This is a genomic window from Parabacteroides goldsteinii DSM 19448 = WAL 12034, assembly GCF_000969835.1.
Lineage (GTDB): Bacteria > Bacteroidota > Bacteroidia > Bacteroidales > Tannerellaceae > Parabacteroides > Parabacteroides goldsteinii.
Map to the genome: position 1 here is coordinate 3,035,262 of NZ_KQ033912.1, position 17,604 is coordinate 3,052,865.

Annotated in this window: 10 protein-coding genes; 5 read left to right on the top strand and 5 right to left on the bottom strand. The window is 45.9% G+C overall.

What is annotated here, in order from left to right; all coding sequences use genetic code 11:
• Window positions 1-2: 2 nt before the first annotated feature.
• Both HMPREF1535_RS11010 and HMPREF1535_RS11015 read left to right on the top strand, forming a co-directional pair.
• Window positions 3-455: a GatB/YqeY domain-containing protein gene (locus tag HMPREF1535_RS11010; RefSeq protein ID WP_009859907.1), complete on the top strand. Its 453-nt coding sequence runs from the start codon at window positions 3-5 to the stop codon at window positions 453-455.
• 217 nt (window positions 456-672) lie between these two features.
• Window positions 673-2,094: a carbon starvation CstA family protein gene (locus HMPREF1535_RS11015; protein WP_046146139.1), complete on the top strand. Its 1,422-nt coding sequence runs from the start codon at window positions 673-675 to the stop codon at window positions 2,092-2,094.
• A 134-nt stretch (window positions 2,095-2,228) separates the two neighbouring features.
• Here HMPREF1535_RS11015 and rprY read toward each other — a convergent pair whose 3' ends face one another.
• Both rprY and HMPREF1535_RS11025 read right to left on the bottom strand, forming a co-directional pair.
• Entirely contained in the window at window positions 2,229-2,960 is a 732-nt protein-coding gene (gene rprY / locus HMPREF1535_RS11020) for a response regulator transcription factor RprY (RefSeq protein WP_005861388.1), read from the bottom strand.
• Between the two features lie 2 nt (window positions 2,961-2,962).
• Window positions 2,963-4,516: a sensor histidine kinase gene (locus HMPREF1535_RS11025; RefSeq protein WP_046146140.1), complete on the bottom strand. Its 1,554-nt coding sequence runs from the start codon at window positions 4,514-4,516 to the stop codon at window positions 2,963-2,965.
• Between the two features lie 453 nt (window positions 4,517-4,969).
• On the opposite strand from HMPREF1535_RS11025, the gene glsA reads away from it, so the two are divergent.
• The gene (gene glsA, locus HMPREF1535_RS11030) at window positions 4,970-5,797 is read left to right on the top strand and encodes a lyso-glycine lipid O-acyltransferase GlsA (protein ID WP_009859904.1); all 828 of its coding nucleotides are present in this window, start codon (window positions 4,970-4,972) and stop codon (window positions 5,795-5,797) included.
• A 12-nt stretch (window positions 5,798-5,809) separates the two neighbouring features.
• A complete protein-coding gene (glsB, locus tag HMPREF1535_RS11035) occupies window positions 5,810-6,775 on the top strand; it encodes a glycine N(alpha)-acyltransferase GlsB (RefSeq protein ID WP_010800789.1) in 966 nt (321 codons plus the stop codon).
• A gap of 171 nt (window positions 6,776-6,946) precedes the next feature.
• Here the strand turns inward: glsB and HMPREF1535_RS11040 are convergent, their stop codons facing one another.
• Together HMPREF1535_RS11040 and gpmI are read right to left on the bottom strand one after the other, a co-directional pair.
• Window positions 6,947-7,540 carry a DUF3109 family protein gene (locus tag HMPREF1535_RS11040; protein WP_044215136.1) on the bottom strand — a complete coding sequence of 198 codons (594 nt, stop codon included), beginning with the start codon at window positions 7,538-7,540 and terminating at the stop codon, window positions 6,947-6,949.
• Between the two features lie 121 nt (window positions 7,541-7,661).
• The gene (gpmI, locus tag HMPREF1535_RS11045) at window positions 7,662-9,185 is read right to left on the bottom strand and encodes a 2,3-bisphosphoglycerate-independent phosphoglycerate mutase (RefSeq protein ID WP_009859901.1); all 1,524 of its coding nucleotides are present in this window, start codon (window positions 9,183-9,185) and stop codon (window positions 7,662-7,664) included.
• Between the two features lie 112 nt (window positions 9,186-9,297).
• On the opposite strand from gpmI, the gene HMPREF1535_RS11050 reads away from it, so the two are divergent.
• Window positions 9,298-9,996, top strand: a complete 699-nt coding sequence (locus tag HMPREF1535_RS11050) for a M48 family metallopeptidase (RefSeq protein ID WP_046146514.1) — start codon at window positions 9,298-9,300, stop codon at window positions 9,994-9,996.
• A gap of 53 nt (window positions 9,997-10,049) precedes the next feature.
• Here HMPREF1535_RS11050 and sov read toward each other — a convergent pair whose 3' ends face one another.
• Window positions 10,050-17,549, bottom strand: a complete 7,500-nt coding sequence (sov, locus tag HMPREF1535_RS11055; RefSeq protein WP_046146141.1) for a T9SS outer membrane translocon Sov/SprA — start codon at window positions 17,547-17,549, stop codon at window positions 10,050-10,052.
• Window positions 17,550-17,604 lie beyond the last annotated feature (55 nt).

The following is a 17,604-nucleotide window of genomic DNA, read 5'->3' on the forward strand; positions in this document are numbered from 1 at the left end:
ATATGGATTTGTTTGAAAAAGTCAGCGAAGACATTAAAAACGCAATGAAGGCAAAAGACAAAGTTGCCCTCGAAACATTGAGAAATGTAAAGAAGTTCTTCCTGGAAGCTAAGACAGCTCCGGGTGCCAACGATACCCTGACGGATGCCGATGCGTTGAAGATTATTCAGAAGCTGGTAAAACAGGGCAAAGACTCAGCTGAAATTTATACTCAGCAAGGTCGTGCCGATCTGGCTGAAGCCGAACTGGCGCAGGTAAAAGTGCTTGAAACTTACCTTCCGAAGCAAATGACAGCCGAAGAACTGGAAGTTGAGGTAAAGGCCATCATTGCCCAGGTAGGTGCTGCCGGCCCGAAAGACATGGGCAAGGTTATGGGCGTAGCTTCTAAAGCCCTTGCCGGTAAAGCGGAAGGACGTGCTATCTCTGAAACGGTAAAACGTTTGCTGAATAGCTGATATTTAGAAAGAATTGAGCTATCCCGTTCCCGTGCTTGACACGGGATCGCAAAGGCACAAACCGTATCCTATATACTGCCGGTTCTTCTGCGACCCCGTGTCAAGCACGGGGACAAGGTAGTTCATATCTTATACTAACTAAACCATCAGGATATCCCGTTTGTGTATCGATAAATATCCTTTTCTGAATAGACCAACATTCTAATAACTCTTTATAATGATAACCTTTATCTGCTGCCTGGCAACTCTTATTGCCGGCTATTTTATCTACGGTTCTTTTATAGAACGTATCTTCGGGGTGGACCCTTCCCGTACAACCCCAGCTTACACCCATCAGGACGGAGTCGATTACATTCCGATGTCTTCCTGGAAAGTTTTTATGATTCAGTTTCTGAACATTGCCGGCCTTGGTCCGATCTTCGGTGCTATTATGGGCGCAAAGTTCGGTACGGCTTCTTTCCTTTGGATAGTCCTGGGGACGATCTTTGCCGGAGCTGTCCATGACTACCTGGCGGGAATGCTTTCATTACGTCATAACGGGGAAAGCCTTCCGGAGATTATCGGACGTTATCTCGGAAATAACTTCAAGCAATTCATGCGCGGCTTCACTGTGGTACTGATGATATTGGTCGGTGCCGTTTTTGTAGCCGGTCCGGCCGGTTTACTGGCGAAGCTGACACCGGAGTATCTTGATGCTACATTCTGGATATTCGTGGTATTTATCTATTATATCCTGGCTACTTTATTACCGGTTGATAAAATCATCGGAAAGATTTATCCGCTGTTTGCCGCAGCCCTGCTGTTTATGGCAGTCGGCATTCTGGTGATGTTGTTTGTGAATCATCCTCCCCTGCCTGAGTTGACGGACGGGTTAGCCAATAAGCATCCGGAGAATCTACCTATTTTCCCGATCATGTTTGTAAGTATTGCCTGCGGAGCTATTTCCGGGTTCCATGCGACACAAAGTCCGTTGATGGCCCGTTGCATCAAGAGCGAAAGGATGGGACGTCCCGTCTTCTTTGGTGCGATGATCACAGAAGGTATTGTTGCTCTGATCTGGGCGGCTGCCGCAACTTATTTCTATCATAATAACGGGATGGGAGAAAGTAATGCTGCTGTAATTGTAGATAGCATCACTAAAGAATGGCTGGGTACGGTCGGAGGTATCCTGGCTGTCCTGGGAGTTATTGCCGCTCCGATCACTTCCGGTGATACGGCATTCCGTTCGGCCCGTTTGATTGTAGCCGACTTCCTGCATAAGGAACAGAAAAGCATGGTAAGCCGTTTGGTGATTTGTATACCATTGTTTATTGTGGCGATCGGCATATTGCTCTATAGTCTGAAAGATAAGGACGGTTTCGATATGATCTGGCGTTATTTTGCCTGGACAAACCAGACGTTGGCTGTATTTACCCTTTGGGCGTTGACAGTCTTCCTGGCACGTTCCAAAAAACTGTACATCGTCACCCTGATTCCGGCCCTGTTTATGACAGCTGTTTGTTCGACTTATATCTTTGTCGCCCCTGAAGGTCTGGGAATGGATGTTACTGTTTCACAAACTATCGGCTGTATCATCACCGCTATAACTCTGGTGGCGTTCCTTTGGTGGAAAAAGAAAAATAAAACAGTTGAGTATTAACTCGGGCTGTTGCTTCCGAGCAAGTATTCAACCAAAATAAGAAAGGCATTGCCAACTCTTTCGAGCAGCAATGCCTTTCTTATTTTATCTTCCGAAGAACCCGCTTTTGGCGGCTATTCTCCGGGATATGTTCATTAAAGTACCTGGATACCCTCTTCGCGGGCCTGTTCTTCTCCTGAAGGAGTGATCAGTTTGTAACCCTTACCGTGGATGTTGATGATTTCGATTCCGGGATCATCTTTCAACAGTTTACGAAGTTTAGTGATATACACATCCATACTACGGGCATTGAAGTAGTTATCGTCTACCCAAATAGTTTTCAGTGCATAATTACGTTCCAGAATTTCATTAGCATGAGCGCATAACAGGCTCAGCAGTTCGCATTCTTTAGTAGTCAGCTTAGTCACTTTGTCACCGATAGCCAGTGTTTGTTTCTGCGTATCGAATAAGAAATTACCCAGCTTGTAGAAAGGAATGTCTTTCATCTTTTTGCCTTTCACACGACGAAGGATTGCTTCGATACGAAGCAAGAGTTCTTCCATGCTGAACGGTTTTGTCAGATAGTCGTCTGCACCGATCTTGAATCCTTCCAGAATATCTTCCTTCATCGTCTTTGCAGTAAGGAAAATAATTGGAATATCAGGATTTATAGAACGGATCTCCTGTGCAAGAGTGAAACCGTCTTTTTTCGGCATCATCACGTCTAATACGCAAAGATCATATTTGCCTTTGGTGAAACCTTTGTAACCAGCTTCTCCGTCAGAGAAAAGATCTGTTACATAACCTTTTGCCTGTAAGTATTCTCTTAATAGCATACCCAGGTTTTCGTCGTCTTCACAAAAGAAGATTTTCAGTTTTTCTTCCATAACTAACTTTTTATAAGAGGTAAAGTAATAATAAATTTTGTTCCTACATTTCCGGGTCCCATTTCAGCACGGATCGTACCTTTATGGTCCTCGATAATCTTACGGACGTAAGCCAGTCCCAAACCGAAACCTTTTACGTCGTGTACATTCCCTGTCGGTACGCGGAAGAAGCGGTCGAATACTTTCTTAAGGTATTCCTTCTTGATTCCTATACCATTGTCTTCAACGGAGATCAGCAACTTTCCGTTGTTGTCGTTCCAGGTTCTTACCATCAATGTAAGCGGCACTTCCGGACGGCGGTATTTTACTGCGTTGTCCATCAGGTTAAACAATACATTGGTGATATGCATTTCATCTACGTAGATGGACGAATCGGTTGCCTGCAAGTCAATGTCGAGTGAGCCATCATACTTTTCTACTTTCAGGACGAAGGTGTTCGCTACGCTGATCACCAGGTCGTTTGCATCTACTTCTTTCAGTTTGAATGCTGCTTTCTGCCGTTCGAACAACGACATTTGAAGCACTTTTTCAACCAGGAAGCCTAATCGCTTCGTTTCATCATTTATCACGCCTGATATATGTTTGAATACATCGGGGCTTTTCGTTATATCCGAGTCTTTCAACATCTGTGCCGCCAGCGAGATAGTGGAAACCGGAGTTTTCAGCTCGTGCGTCATATTGTTGATAAAGTCGTTCTTCATTTCTGACAGTCTCTTCTGGCGGAATACAATATATATGGTAAAGATAAATGTTACCAACAGTATCAGCGAGAAAAGAACAGACGGTACAATAAATGTTACAGAACTTGAAATATAGTCACCTTTTGTAGGGAAGTATACTTTCAGATAATTCAGTTTTGAGGGAGGATCGTTCGGGAACAATACGTACGTAATTATATCAGACGCAATAGGTTCCTTCTTTATTTCCCCACTCTGGTACACGGTTTTCCCGTCTTTGTTTATAACAAAAAATATGAACGGCAGGTTCAAACCATTGTTAATAAATTCTGATTTTAAGTAATTGTTCAACTTCTTAAAATCGACACGCTCCTGAATCGGTTTAAGGTTTGCCGTATTTAATATATTCACCAAAACTTCCTGCATCAAAGCATTCTGATATTTAAGACGGCGCATAAGCGTTTTTTGCAGATCCTGGGAAGTACTGATAATATTATTGGACGTTTGTTTTTTGTCCAGCGATGACAGCGGTTCGAATTTCTGACTGAAACTGTGTAGCTGATCTATTTGCAGTATATTACCGTTGGCGTCCTTTATTTGTGATTTCTGCAGGGTGATTGTCTGAGTAATCTCTTGGGGATCCTGGTTATTTTGCAGATAATAACTCTCGTCACGCTTAAGATCTTCTTCCAGATATCTCTGCGTTTCATCCAACTCCAGGTTTTTTGAGACCTGGTGCAGGCTTCTTTTGACTGTTTCATTGAATTGCTCGCTGCTTTTTTTGAGTATGATGCTCACGTACTTAACCTGTAGGAAAAGCAAACCAGCAAAAGCAAATGCCATCACAACTGCGAGTAACCAAATCGTAGATTTCCTCATTCTAAATACTTTCTCTTTTTAACAGAACAAATAACGCTCATTTTAGTTTAATATTTACACAAAAAAGGTAAAAATAGCGGGCTGTTTATATTAAAAAAGGTTTACCTAGGACTCCAGTTTTCTTCTTATTGTCTTTTAAAACAACCGTTTATGCTAATTAACATCTGTCTGTGTATATATATGCATCTTCATTTCTGTCTATAAAAACATAATTATTGATTATTTTGTTTCAACTTATGCAAAAAATATGAATTCCGATGGAAGAATTCGCATCTCCATGTTCGTGCATACGCGTCAGATAGTATAATGTATAACGGATACAGGTGCTGTTTTATTTTATCCGGCAGTAAAGAACATATGGCTTAAGTACTTGAAACTTCTTAAAAACTTTTGCCGAATGCATTCAAATTTAATTATTAGCTATATCTTTGCTGCTGACAAGAGTTATGCAAGATGGCACAAGAAGGTATTACACAAATTGATGTAAAACAGGTATTACAGCAGAAAGCGCCCTCCGTGGCCGGTAAAATACCCGGTTTTATTGTCAATTATCTGATCCGTACCATTCATCAGGACGAACTGAATGATATCCTAACCCGTTATCATGATAAGGATGGGGTTGATTTTATGCAGGAACTGATCGGTTATTTTGACCTGACCCTGGAACTGGTGAACGAAGAGAACATCCCGGCGGAAGGCCGCTATATTTTTGCTTCCAACCATCCGTTGGGAGGGCTTGACGGTATCTGCCTCTCGGCAGTGATCGGACAGCATTATGACGGAAAGATCCGTTACCTGGTCAATGACCTGCTTCTCTACTTGTCAAATCTAAGGTCCATCTTTGTCCCTATCAACAAACATGGTGCACAGGGTAAAAACAATGCCCGGCTGATCGACGAGGCCTATGCTTCCGAAAATCAGATCGTGACGTTCCCCGCAGGACTTTGTTCGCGTAAGATAAACGGACAGATACAGGATACCGACTGGAAGAAATCGTTTATCCAGAAGGCAGTCGAACATCAGCGGGATGTCGTTCCAGTATATTTCGAAGGAAGAAACTCTAATTTCTTCTATCGGTTGGCAAATCTGCGCAAGAGGTTGGGTATAAAGATGAACTATGAAATGATTTATTTGCCGGATGAAATGTTCCGGTCTAAGCATAAAACGTTCCGTATCCATTTTGGCAAGCCTGTCCCGTGGCAGACTTTCGATAGCAGCAAGAAGCCGGTCGAATGGGCCGAGTGGGTGAAGGAACTTGCTTATAATCTCAGGAAAACATAGACTCTATAATATATGCAAGACATTATTAAGCCGACTGATCGTGCTCTTCTGAAGTCGGAGTTGACGAAAGAAAAGAAACTCCGCAGCACGAATAAGTCAAACAATGAAATATATATTGTTACAGCCCACGACGCTCCCCACGTGATGCAGGAGATCGGGCGTCTGCGGGAAATCGCATTTCGTTACTATGGTGGGGGAACGGGGTTCCCGGTAGATATCGACGAGTTCGATACGATGGAGGACGCTTATCGGCAGTTGATTGTCTGGAGTCCGGAAGATGAGCAGATCCTGGGCGGTTACCGTTTCCTGTGCGGTTCGGATGTCAAGTTCGATGAGAACGGGAAGCCGATGTTGGCTACTTCGCATCTGTTCAATTTCTCGGAAAAGTTTAATAAAGAGTTCCTCCCTTATACGGTCGAGTTGGGCCGTTCTTTCGTTACTTTGGAATATCAGTCTACACGTGCTGGCGCAAAAGGATTGTTTGTGTTGGATAATTTGTGGGATGGATTGGGAGCTTTGTCGGTAGTCGATCCGAGTTTGCAATATTATTTCGGGAAGGTGACGATGTATAATACGTATAATACGGAAGCACGTAATATGATTCTTTATTTTCTGGGGATGCACTTTCCGGATGCGGATAAGCTGGTGACTCCGGTCTATCCGTTGGAAACCGATACGGACATAGAGAAGATGAAGGAGTTGTTCCGTTATGATAACTTCAAGGACAATTATAAGGTATTGAATCAGGAAGTACGTAAATTCGGTATCAATGTGCCGCCGCTGGTGAATGCCTATATGAGCCTTTCACCGAAGATGCGCGTGTTCGGGACGGCCATCAACCATGAATTTGGGGATGTGGAAGAGACCGGTATCCTGATTGCGATCAATGAGATTCTGGAAGACAAGAAAAAACGTCATATAGAAACTTATCTGAAAGAGGAAGGCCAGACGGCTGATCTGATAAGAAAAGCGGAATAACCTAGGGATGATTTCTGTTCACGAGGGCCTCATAAATGTTTTTGACGCCCTCGTGAATGTTTATGAGGTCCTTGAAAATGTTTATGAGGACGTCAAAAACAGTCTTTATACTATAGTCTGACAGAAGACACGTTATCCGTGTTCCATAAACAGGCACATCTATTATTGGCACTAACCCAATTTTTCCTGTTCCTTTTGTTTTCTCCACTCCTCAGCTACTTCGACCAGACTTTCATACCATTTCTCGCCGAACTTGCGGATAAGCGGTTCTTTCAGGAACTTATATAAGGGTAGTTTCTCTTTTTGTCCTAATATTTCTGCCGCTTTACATATTTTCCAACGGTCGTAGTTGACAGCCCGGAAGTCTTTGTATTGGGTTACACGGACAGGATAGAGATGGCAGGATACCGGCTTGTAAAAGGACAGTTTCCCTTCACGGTAGGCTTTCTCGATAGCACATTTACAAGTACCGTCGCTGTCATAACAGGTAAATACACAATCTTTGTTGTCAACGATGGAGGTGACGATATCACCTTCGCAGTCGATATAGGCTACGCCTTGTTTGTTGATAATTGCCTGGGCTTCGGGTGACAGGTCGTTCCATACGACCGGAAGCGCTTTCTCCAGTTTGGCAATCTCGCTTTTCTCAAGCGGGGCACCGGAATCACCTTCCACACAGCAAATGCCTTTGCACTGGGCAAGGTCGCAGATGAAATTTGCCTCGATCAGGTCCAGGCTGACCAGGGTGTCGTCTATTTGGATCATTTTGTTATCAGGGAAGAGGTAATAAATACCCCTCTTCAGGGAGGACATGAGGGTTTGTTATTGAAGTTTACACACCCCCTGCCCCCTCTCAAGAGGGGAAAAGTTACTATTGGTACAATAATTATTTGATCAATGATTTTCCTGTCATTTCTTTCGGTTGCTTCAGCCCCATGATATGAAGGATTGAAGGAGCAACGTCTGCCAGGATACCGTCTTCAACTTTAGCGTCTTTGTTTTCTGTTACATAAACGAATGGAACAGGATTCAAAGAGTGAGCAGTGTTGGGTGTGCCGTCTTCGTTCAAAGCATGGTCGGCATTACCGTGGTCGGCAATGATGATTACTTCGTAGCCATTAGCCTTAGCTGCTTCGACTGTGTCGTTCAGGCAAGCGTCGATAGTAACAACAGCCTTTTCGATGGCTGAGTAAATACCGGTGTGACCTACCATGTCGCCATTTGCATAGTTACAAACGATATAGTCATATTTCTTTGTGTAGATGGCTTCAACCAGTTTGTCCTTTACTTCGAAAGCACTCATTTCCGGTTTCAGGTCGTAAGTGGCCACTTTCGGAGACGGAACCAGGATACGGTCTTCACCTTCGAACGGAGTTTCGCGTCCGCCGTTGAAGAAGAAAGTAACGTGTGCATATTTTTCTGTTTCAGCGATGTGCAACTGTGTTTTGCCGACTGAAGCGAGGTATTCACCCAGTGTATTTTCTACATTGTCCTTGTCGAACAGGATATGAACGCCTTCGAAACTAGCATCGTACGGAGTCATACAGAAATACTGCAAGTTCGGAATAGTCTTCATTCCGGCTTCCGGCATATCCTGTTGAGTCAGGACGACTGTCAGTTCTTTAGCACGGTCGTTACGGTAGTTGAAGAAGATCACAACGTCGCCTTCTTCGATAGTCGCTACCGGCTTACCGTTTTCTACGTGTACGATCGGTTTGATAAATTCGTCTGTTACACCTTCTGCGTATGACTCTTCCATTGCCTGAACCATGTCTTCGCAAGGTTTACCCGTGCCGTTCACGATCAGGTCGTAAGCCTCTTTTACGCGTTCCCAACGTTTGTCACGGTCCATTGCATAGTAACGGCCGATGATGGAGGCGATCTTTCCGCCTGTTGTTTGCAGGTGGTTTTCCAGCTGTTCGATAAAGCCTTTACCACTTCTCGGGTCCGTGTCGCGACCGTCCATAAAGCAATGAACATATGCTTTGTCGATTCCGTATTCTTTGGCGATATCCGCCAGTTTGAACAGGTGTTCCAATGAGCTGTGTACACCACCGTCGGAAACCAGTCCCATGAAATGGATCTGTTTGCCGTTTTCTTTGGCGTAGCTGTAAGCACGTTTGATTTCCGGATTATCGAGGATTGTGTTCTGGCGGCATGCGATATTGATCTTCACCAGGTCTTGGTAAACGATGCGGCCGGCACCGATATTAAGGTGGCCAACTTCCGAGTTACCCATCTGTCCGTCAGGTAAACCAACATTTTCGCCGGAAGCCTGCAACTGAGAGTTTGGGTATGTTTTCAACAATTCGTCCCAGTAAGGGGTGGGAGTGTTGTAGATTACATCATCTTTACCACGGTCGCCGATTCCCCAGCCATCGCAGATTAGTAAAAGTGCTTTCTTGCTCATGATTGCCTTGTTTATATTGTTTATACTTATTAAATATCTAATACCGGGCGCAAAGATAAGCATTTCTGATGTAATATTATTTGCCTTTAAAGTATTACTTTTGCAGGTAGATATGGAAAAGAAGATATACGACAACGATCTGGGAACCATCCTTCTCCGTACTGCCCCGCGAGCTACCCGTTATACGCTGAAAATATCAAAGGGAATGATCACTGCCACTATGCCGGTCGGGGGTGATGAGGGGAGAATGTTGTCCTTTATTGAAGAGAACCGGCAAAAACTTCTGAACGCTCTGAAAAAGCATCCGGCACGTCCGTTGCTGAATGAAACTGCCAGATTGGAAACAACTACTTTCCTGCTACATATTTTCCGGACGGAACGTGCCAATTTTTATATGAAATTGGACAACAGTATCCTGCATATCGCCTGTCCGCTGGAAACCCGGTTTGAATCGGACGAGGTTCAGCTCATATTGAAAGGTTTTCTGGAGAAGGCATTGCGGCATGAGGCAAAACGTCTGTTGCCGGACCGTCTGAAGACGTTGGCAGACCGGTATAAATTGACTTTCACGAGCGTACGGATCATGAACAGCAAAACCCGCTGGGGAAGTTGCAGTACGCGTAAAAGTATCAATCTCTCTCTTTCGCTCATGTTGCTTCCCTGGCATCTTATCGATTACGTCCTGCTTCACGAACTTTGCCATACGGTGGAGATGAACCACAGCGACCGTTTCTGGAAACTCCTGAATGAGATAACGGAAAACAGGGTGTTAATGCTCCGTCAGGAGTTGAAGAAATACTCCATATTGTAGCATCTTCCTCCTTCACGCTTTATGCGCCGGGAGGCACCGGTGTTGTATTGCGTTTACTGTGCCAGTGAGAACCGTAATGCAACACCGTAGTTGGAGTTGGATGTCGGATAAGATGCATTCGAGATCAGCGGCTCATTGATCTGCAAGTCATAGAAAGCACGCAGTGTCAGTGCACGGCTCAATCCGTAATCGGCTGAGAACTGGATCGTTTTGGCAATGTTACCGCTGGTTGCCTGTGTGAAGCTATCCTCGATCTTACGGATCAATGACTGCATCTTGTTGTATGAGAAGTCCAGACGCACGGTCAGGTCATTGCTGAAATCACGCGTTTTCTTCATCTTCAATATCTTGTTGAACTCGGCGAACTTATATCCCAGTCCTATGGTGTACTTATTAGATAGTGCTTCCACAATCTGGTAAGACGAGATATTCAGGTTCAGATTACGCGTTGTCGTGTAATCGGCACGGATCGTGATATTGTTCAACATGGTCGCATCCACTCCCAGCAACGGGCTGAAACTCTCCGTCAGGCTGACGGAAGAGATGGAGTAAGGTGAAGACGGGATAGGAGCTTCGGAAGCATTCTGTGTAAATCCGAGGTTGTCACCCAGTCCGGCATCCACCCAGGTCGAATAAGTTTCGTAGGCACCGACATTGTAAGTACAGCGATACTGATGGGTCAGCATGACCGACTTGAAATGTTTCTTTATGGCCGGAATGCGGATCAGTCCGTCGTAGGTGATACGCCAGTTCGGCAGCATGCTGCGGATAGCCGGGAACGGGGAGGATGAAATCTTATTAGGATCTTTCCCTGTATAAGCGGCCAGGAAGGCCGGGATCAGTACATCGGCCGAGTTATGGCTGACTCCGCCGCCATGTTCTTTATTATATTCTTTACCTCCGTATTGAGATTGTCCCAGGAAACCGGAATTCGGATAGGTTGTTCCTGTATAGCGGCTTTCGAGGCGGTTCGCAATAGTCTCACGGTATTCGATAAACTTATTGAATGTTTCCGATGCATAGTTATTACTTGCATTGCCGACGCCTTTGAAGAAACTACCCAATGCGACAGTCGTCATCGTAAAGTTTCCTCCGGCCAGTTCCGGCATACCGGGATACATATATTGTATATCGGTGTTGCGGGTATCGACGCGGTTGGCATTCAGGTCGATCTTCAGTCCGGTGATAGGCTCCAGGTTCGCCCGGATATTCAGGTTTTTGGCACTGCTCATGACGGCCGGATTGACGTTGCTGGTGTTTTCAACCAGCCAGCCACGGTCTTTGGCGTCGTAGAGGAAGTCACGGTTTACGGCTCCGAAAGCAAAGCCAAGTCCCGGTGTCAGGCCGAAAGGCGAGCGGCCCTGTCCGAAGATATCACCGATCATTGGGGAGAATCCCGGAACCGACATACCGTCGGTCGTCGCATACTGGATATTGATACGGCGTATCATCATCAGGAAGCGGCTGCCATATTCTGCCGTTTTGTAGAGGAAGTCTTCCGTCGCTTTCGGACCCGGCTTGATAGTCAGTTTCAAATGAGCCGTATCCTGGTTCAGGATCATTACCTGTGCAAAGTTGATCGGCTTGTATTTGATGGCATAGACTTTGCCGTCGGCTCCGCGGGCGGTAATGCGTACCTTCTTGGTGAACATACCGTGTTGTACGACTGTTCCGCTGTCCATATTCAGTTGGATATCTCTTTCCAGTTTGATCTCTTTCTGTTCTTTCTTTTTGGTCGTGGTACGGGTGGCCGAGAACTTCTGGTTCACTTTCTTCAGGAACTTGTTCTTGTTGTAAAGCGATTGCAAGTTCAGGCTACCCTGCCAGTCGATCTGGCGCTGGTTGGTAATCGTGTTACCGAGCTCATATTCGGTGTTGGTAATGGCTCCACGGTCCCAGTTATACTGCGCGTTGTAAGTGACGGAACTGTTTACCCAATCCAATACCGGGATATACTGTAACGGCATATTCCAGGTCACGTTGAATGTCTGGTCGTATTTCAAAGGCGTACCCAGGTCGGCGATACTTTGTTTTACGGAATCTTTCCAGATCTGATACTTATCAGGGGCGAGTTCTTTGTTCACCTGTACATACGGCTCTTCGATCCGGGCATTTGTTCCAGAGGTAAAGGTCATGTTCAGGCTGTTCGTGAAGTCCCAGCGCAGGCTGAAAGCACGGTCCCAGTAGAACTCGGAGCTGAAGGTCACTTCAGGTTTGTAGCCGGTGTTTTCGAGGTCGCGCAGCTGCATTTCGTTATAGTTACGCATCATGGCTGTCTGGAAACTGATGTTCGACGGCAGGTAGTTCAGGCTGAACTGCTTGATGTAACGGGTGTAACCGTTGTTCTTCTTCAGCTTCTGGAATGGGCGGAACGGTTTCGCATACGGTGTGTAGTTGTAGGCGAAGTTACCGCGGTAATCCTTGGTCGTTTCATATTCCGTTTCCGGATTCTGCGTTTTCGTCTGGCTGAATGAATAGCCGATCGAGAAGTTTGCCGGGTCGTAAGGCATCGGGGTCTTGCTACGGATATCCGCTCTTACGTTATTGAATGAGATACTCTTGATGACGGTCTGGTCGACAGCCATACTCTTGATAGAGTCTTTTTCGGCTTTCGTGTCGACAGCGTCCAGGGCGTCACTCAGTTTAATATCCTGATCGAGCGGGTTATATTTTGCTTTTGTCTGATCCTTGGAGTAGGCATAATACATCGGGATGCTGACCTTCGCTTTTTCCGGGAAGAATTTACCCCATTCGATGGTAGTAGCCACGTTGTATTGTGTGAAGTCGTCGATGCGGCGTTCTGCCAGTGACTGGTCGAGGGCACCGAAACCAGCTGTTTCGATACGTCCGCCCACATTGACCGTACCCAAGTCGGAGACAGCCACGTTCAGGTTGGCGTTGGCCGCCCAACCGCCTTCTTCGTTAAACTCGCTCAGACGGAGTTCGTTTATCCAGACTTCACCGCTTTTAACTACATTTTGTCGGTTACGGACACCGATCATGATCGTTTTTACTTCCGAGAGGCTCGGGTTACCTACGATGCTGATCGTGTTGCCATTCTCGTCCATTTCTGAATAGACGGTATTGAATGTAATACCTTTGTCTCCTGCCCGTTTCTTCTTGTTGCGGCTTAGTTTAAGGTTGGTCAATACTTCAAGACGGAAGTCAAGCATGTTTTCCGCCGGCCAGATTTCTACGGCCTCATAAGATCCTTTTACCGGGGTAACTTTCAGCGGAACTTCATATTCGTAGTAATTATTTTTATAGTCGGAACCTAAGCGAATGAATACAGACAAATCTCCGTTGGCAAGGGATGTGTAATTATCCGCATCTTCAGGCAATGCTTCTGCGTGGGTAAACAGTTGTAACCGTTTGTATTGACGCAGATCGTAATAAGTATTCTTGTAAACGGCACGTGCGTCCTTGGCAGCCAGGTCACTGACCTTCATGGATAATGCCTGTTCGTTCTGACGAGTCAGTTGAGGCTGGCTAGGGTCAGCAACACGGCTTACTCCCGGAGGTGTCATGTAAGGAATAGGAGTCCGTCGGCTGTTTTCTTCTATATTTACAGAAGATACTTCGAGTGTACCATTGAATAATGGCGGAACTTTCGGGTCGGACAGATCCTGCTCGTATGAACGCCATTCACCGCGTACCAGTTCGAATGTTCCGAAACGCAGTACGGTCGGTTTAGAGAATTGCGTCATATACATACGCATAAAGCGAATGCTCTTGAAGTCGCTGATAGCTCCGACAGTACGGTTGTATTGCTTAACAGGGATTTTGAACAGGTACCATTTGGCCGGATTGTTTCTGTTGTTATTTTCGTTATCCCCATTTGGTAATTTGGGATAGGTCGTTTTCATATCCACAATGAAGTTCTTCCCTACTTTCAGGTCTTCCGGACGAATAGATACTTTATATTCGAAATACTTTTCGTTCTTGTTCATGGTGTTATCCTGATTCAGGTCTTCCACATCCGGATTTTTGGAGGCGGATGTGTCGTAACGTTCTCCTGAAGTTCCGCTTTCGGCGGAGTTGCCTTCAGTACCATTGTAACGTTTGTAACGGTTTAAGATACTGACAGTGTCTCTGTCTAATTCCGTACCACGGAAATAACGGTATTTGTCAGTACCCGGATTCCGCAGAGGAGAGTATTCATCTTGTAACATTGCATCTATTAACTCCGGCGATAACTTTGTCATAAGTTTTTCAATAAACTCCTTGTATGCCGGATAATCCCGTTCTTCCTCTGCCGACAAACCGTTGAGTCCGACGTCCTGTCTTGCACGTGCGCCTGACGTATTGTCGAAGGCATAGACTGTGCTCTGCTGCTTCGGAACAAGTCCCCAGACAGTGGAATCTACCCTGCTTCTGTCACCATCGATAGGTAATCCGTTTTCATAGAATTTCTTTCCGTCTTTCAGGACGTCTTCCGATATTTCGCCCAGGTTGAAATACAGGTCACCGCCTTTAGCCGTAATACCTTCTTGTTCTTCATAGAGATAAGGGTCGAGCATCCAGAATTCGATGTATTCGATATTGGCTGTTTCGAAGTCGCTTTGGTCGATCTTACGCATGATACCGCCCCAGCGATTTTCCGGCTTTTGTAATGTTCCGTCAGGATTGACAAAGTCGGCATCCAGGTTGTACGGACCACGTTCATTCGGGTAATAAGCCAGGTTGAGCGCCTGGATCGTACTTGTTTCATTGTAACCCTGGTCTCTGTCCGGGAACAATTCGTCTACATAAATGGCGCGGACGTAATGGTTGGATAATTGTTCTTTATCATTACGGATATGCGTCGGAGCCTGACTGGAATTTTTACGGTTGAATAACCCGTCCACATAATACCATGCCAGCAGTGCACGGTTTTTACCATATTCTATATCGTTTGTTTTGCTTGCTTCTGGGAAAAGGGCATTAGCGCTATTATCCCAAGGCACGCTGGCGAGTTTCCACGGATACGGGTTCAGCAGGTCGAAGCCGCTTTGTGTCGATTCGAAATCGTCCAGATAAGAGTAGCCTCCGCTATATTTGTTCTCATAATGGCCGGCTATCAGATGGGCAAATTCTCCGGTGAATGCTATCTGGCTGGGTTTTGTCAGGTTTAGCAACGGTAGTTTGTCAAATGTGTTTGTCAGCCATTGGCTTTCCGCCTTGTAGGCGATGTTGAATCCCCACAAGGTGTTTTTGATGGATTCGTCGCCAAATACCGTTTTGGTCGTCAACGGCATTTCAGACATATGCATAATGGTGGCCCCCAGCGAGAAGTCGGGATTGAACTGGTAGTTGAGGTCCAGTCCCATCATTGTTTTTCGCTGCATATTGTAGGCCGTCTGGTTTTCCAGCGAAACGCTGACAGGAGTTCCGGCAGCAATGATACTTTCATTCAGGATAGTAACGGTTCCCGACGTATAATCGACCGTATAGTCCACATTTTCCGTCAGTGTGGCACCTGCTGCCGTTACACGTACCGAACCGCGTGCCACGTTGCTGGCTCCCAATTGTATTTCGGATGCGGAAGATGCCTTATATTCTCCCCGCATGATGAATTTGTTTTTTTCAGCGATCTGACGGGCGGCTGTCTGGGTCGTATCGTATAATTCCTGGAATACATATTTATCGGCAATTGCCGGGCTGACAACTTTTTCCAGTTTTTCTTTCAGGCTGGAACCGAAAGGCTCGATGGTCGGGAAAATCACCCTACCGGTGGACGCCTGTACAGTGTATCCTTCCACAAAGTCGAAATATCCGTCCGGATGCGATTCGTTCTGGGCGTTCAGGCGGTCTGCTCCCATCAGGCGTATCCAGATTTGTCTGGACAACGTGTCGGTGCGTGCTTCCGGCAGATAGTTTATATAAGTACCGGTCGTATCGCTTTGGTACATGACATCCAGGCGGAACTTTTCTTTCTGGACAGAGTAAGCACCCAGGGAATAGATATTCTTCATCATCAAATCCCAATATTTCATGGGGGGAGACATATTCGTGCCTCTCAGTAACTTTACATACAGACAGTTGCTGGGATTCGTCGGATTGCTGTCGGAAAACTCGCCGACTCTTCCTGTCCGTTTTCCACTGGCATCGGAATATTCATATTCAAAGGCCACGGCCAGCATCTGTCCTTCCTGTAAACTCATATTCAAGGACAGATATCCCAGTTGTTTGTCGTAGATATATTCGGAGTTCGGATCCAGCAAGCGGGCATTCTCTATGGCTTCGTATTCGGAACCTCCGGTGAATCCGGTTAATACGCTTTCTACATCGCTGATTTGACGGGCGCCGGAATAGGTGGTGGTCATTTGGTTGTATAGGTCATTCGCATTATTGGCAGGATATGATCCGTCCTTAATCGGGAATGCACCGGGATTTGCCATATAGGCTGCGTCGTTTTCACCGATGTCGGTAAAAGCGACGATGTTACGAGCCTGGTCGTAGTTACCTCTTGTGTTGGTCACCCAAACTTCCAGTCGGGTAATATTCAGAGTTGCTTTTATCTGAGGCAATTGGCTGACAGCGTCGTTGTATCTGTTGCGGAAGTAGTGCGCCAGGAAGAAGTGACGGTTCGCATCATACTCGTCGATCTTCAGTTCAAAATCCTTGGTCTGTACGCCACCTTTGGAGTTTACCGTTTTTGATTCCGAGTTCTGCTGTGCGAACAACGCGTTCACCCTCAGTTTTCCGAACTGAAGGTCTGCTTTCATACCGAACAGGGCAGCTCCGCCGTTGATCAGCGAGTTGCTTGTCGTCATCGACACGTTACCGGCTTCCAGTGATTTGATGATCTCATCCTCTTCGCCCGTATAAGCCAGTTTCAGCTTTTTGGAATCGAAGTCGAAAGAGGTTTCCGTATTGTAGTTCATGTCGAAATTCACTTTCGAACCGACGGAGGCCTGTACATTCAACTGCACACTTTCGTCGAAGTTGAAAATGGTATTGCTGCGGGCGCGTTCGGGGAGTGAAGGGTCTTTCGTGCTGTTCCGCTTCAAGCCTAATGTGACTTCGGCCGACCCTTGTGTCTTTACACGTACACCTCCGGGACCGAATATACGTTCTGCCGCACCGATACCGAACTGCATATCTGCCAGGTTAAACTTCTTGTCTGCTTCCTTCTGAAACTCTTCTTCGTTTTTCTGGCGGTAGTAAGAACGGAGCGATTCCTGCATGCTGTATTTCTGATATTCTTCCGGACTCAGGTCGATCGGAGTGATCAGGTCTTTCTCCCCTAAACGGGAGCGGACAACATATCGTCCGGTCCTGATATCGTATTCAACGAAGGTTTTCACGTTTTCCGGATCGCGTAAATCTACCGGGGATTTTTTCAAGAGGTCTTTATAGGTTTCATCACCCTCCGGCACGGTTTTGGATACCGGATAGCGGGTTGCCGGGACAGTATCCTTCCCGTCGGGCATGTCATCTTGTCCTTCAAGCAACTGGATATCCGGCAAGGACGCCGTATAAGTCAGGTAATTGGCATTCAGCGAGAGCATGCCGATCCCGAATAGCAGTATTGTAACCCAGATAAGATATTTAAGAGTCTTCTTTTTCATTTTAAACTGTCAACTGTCACTTGTAAGGGCGGTTCGCGAACAGCCCCTACCTGTC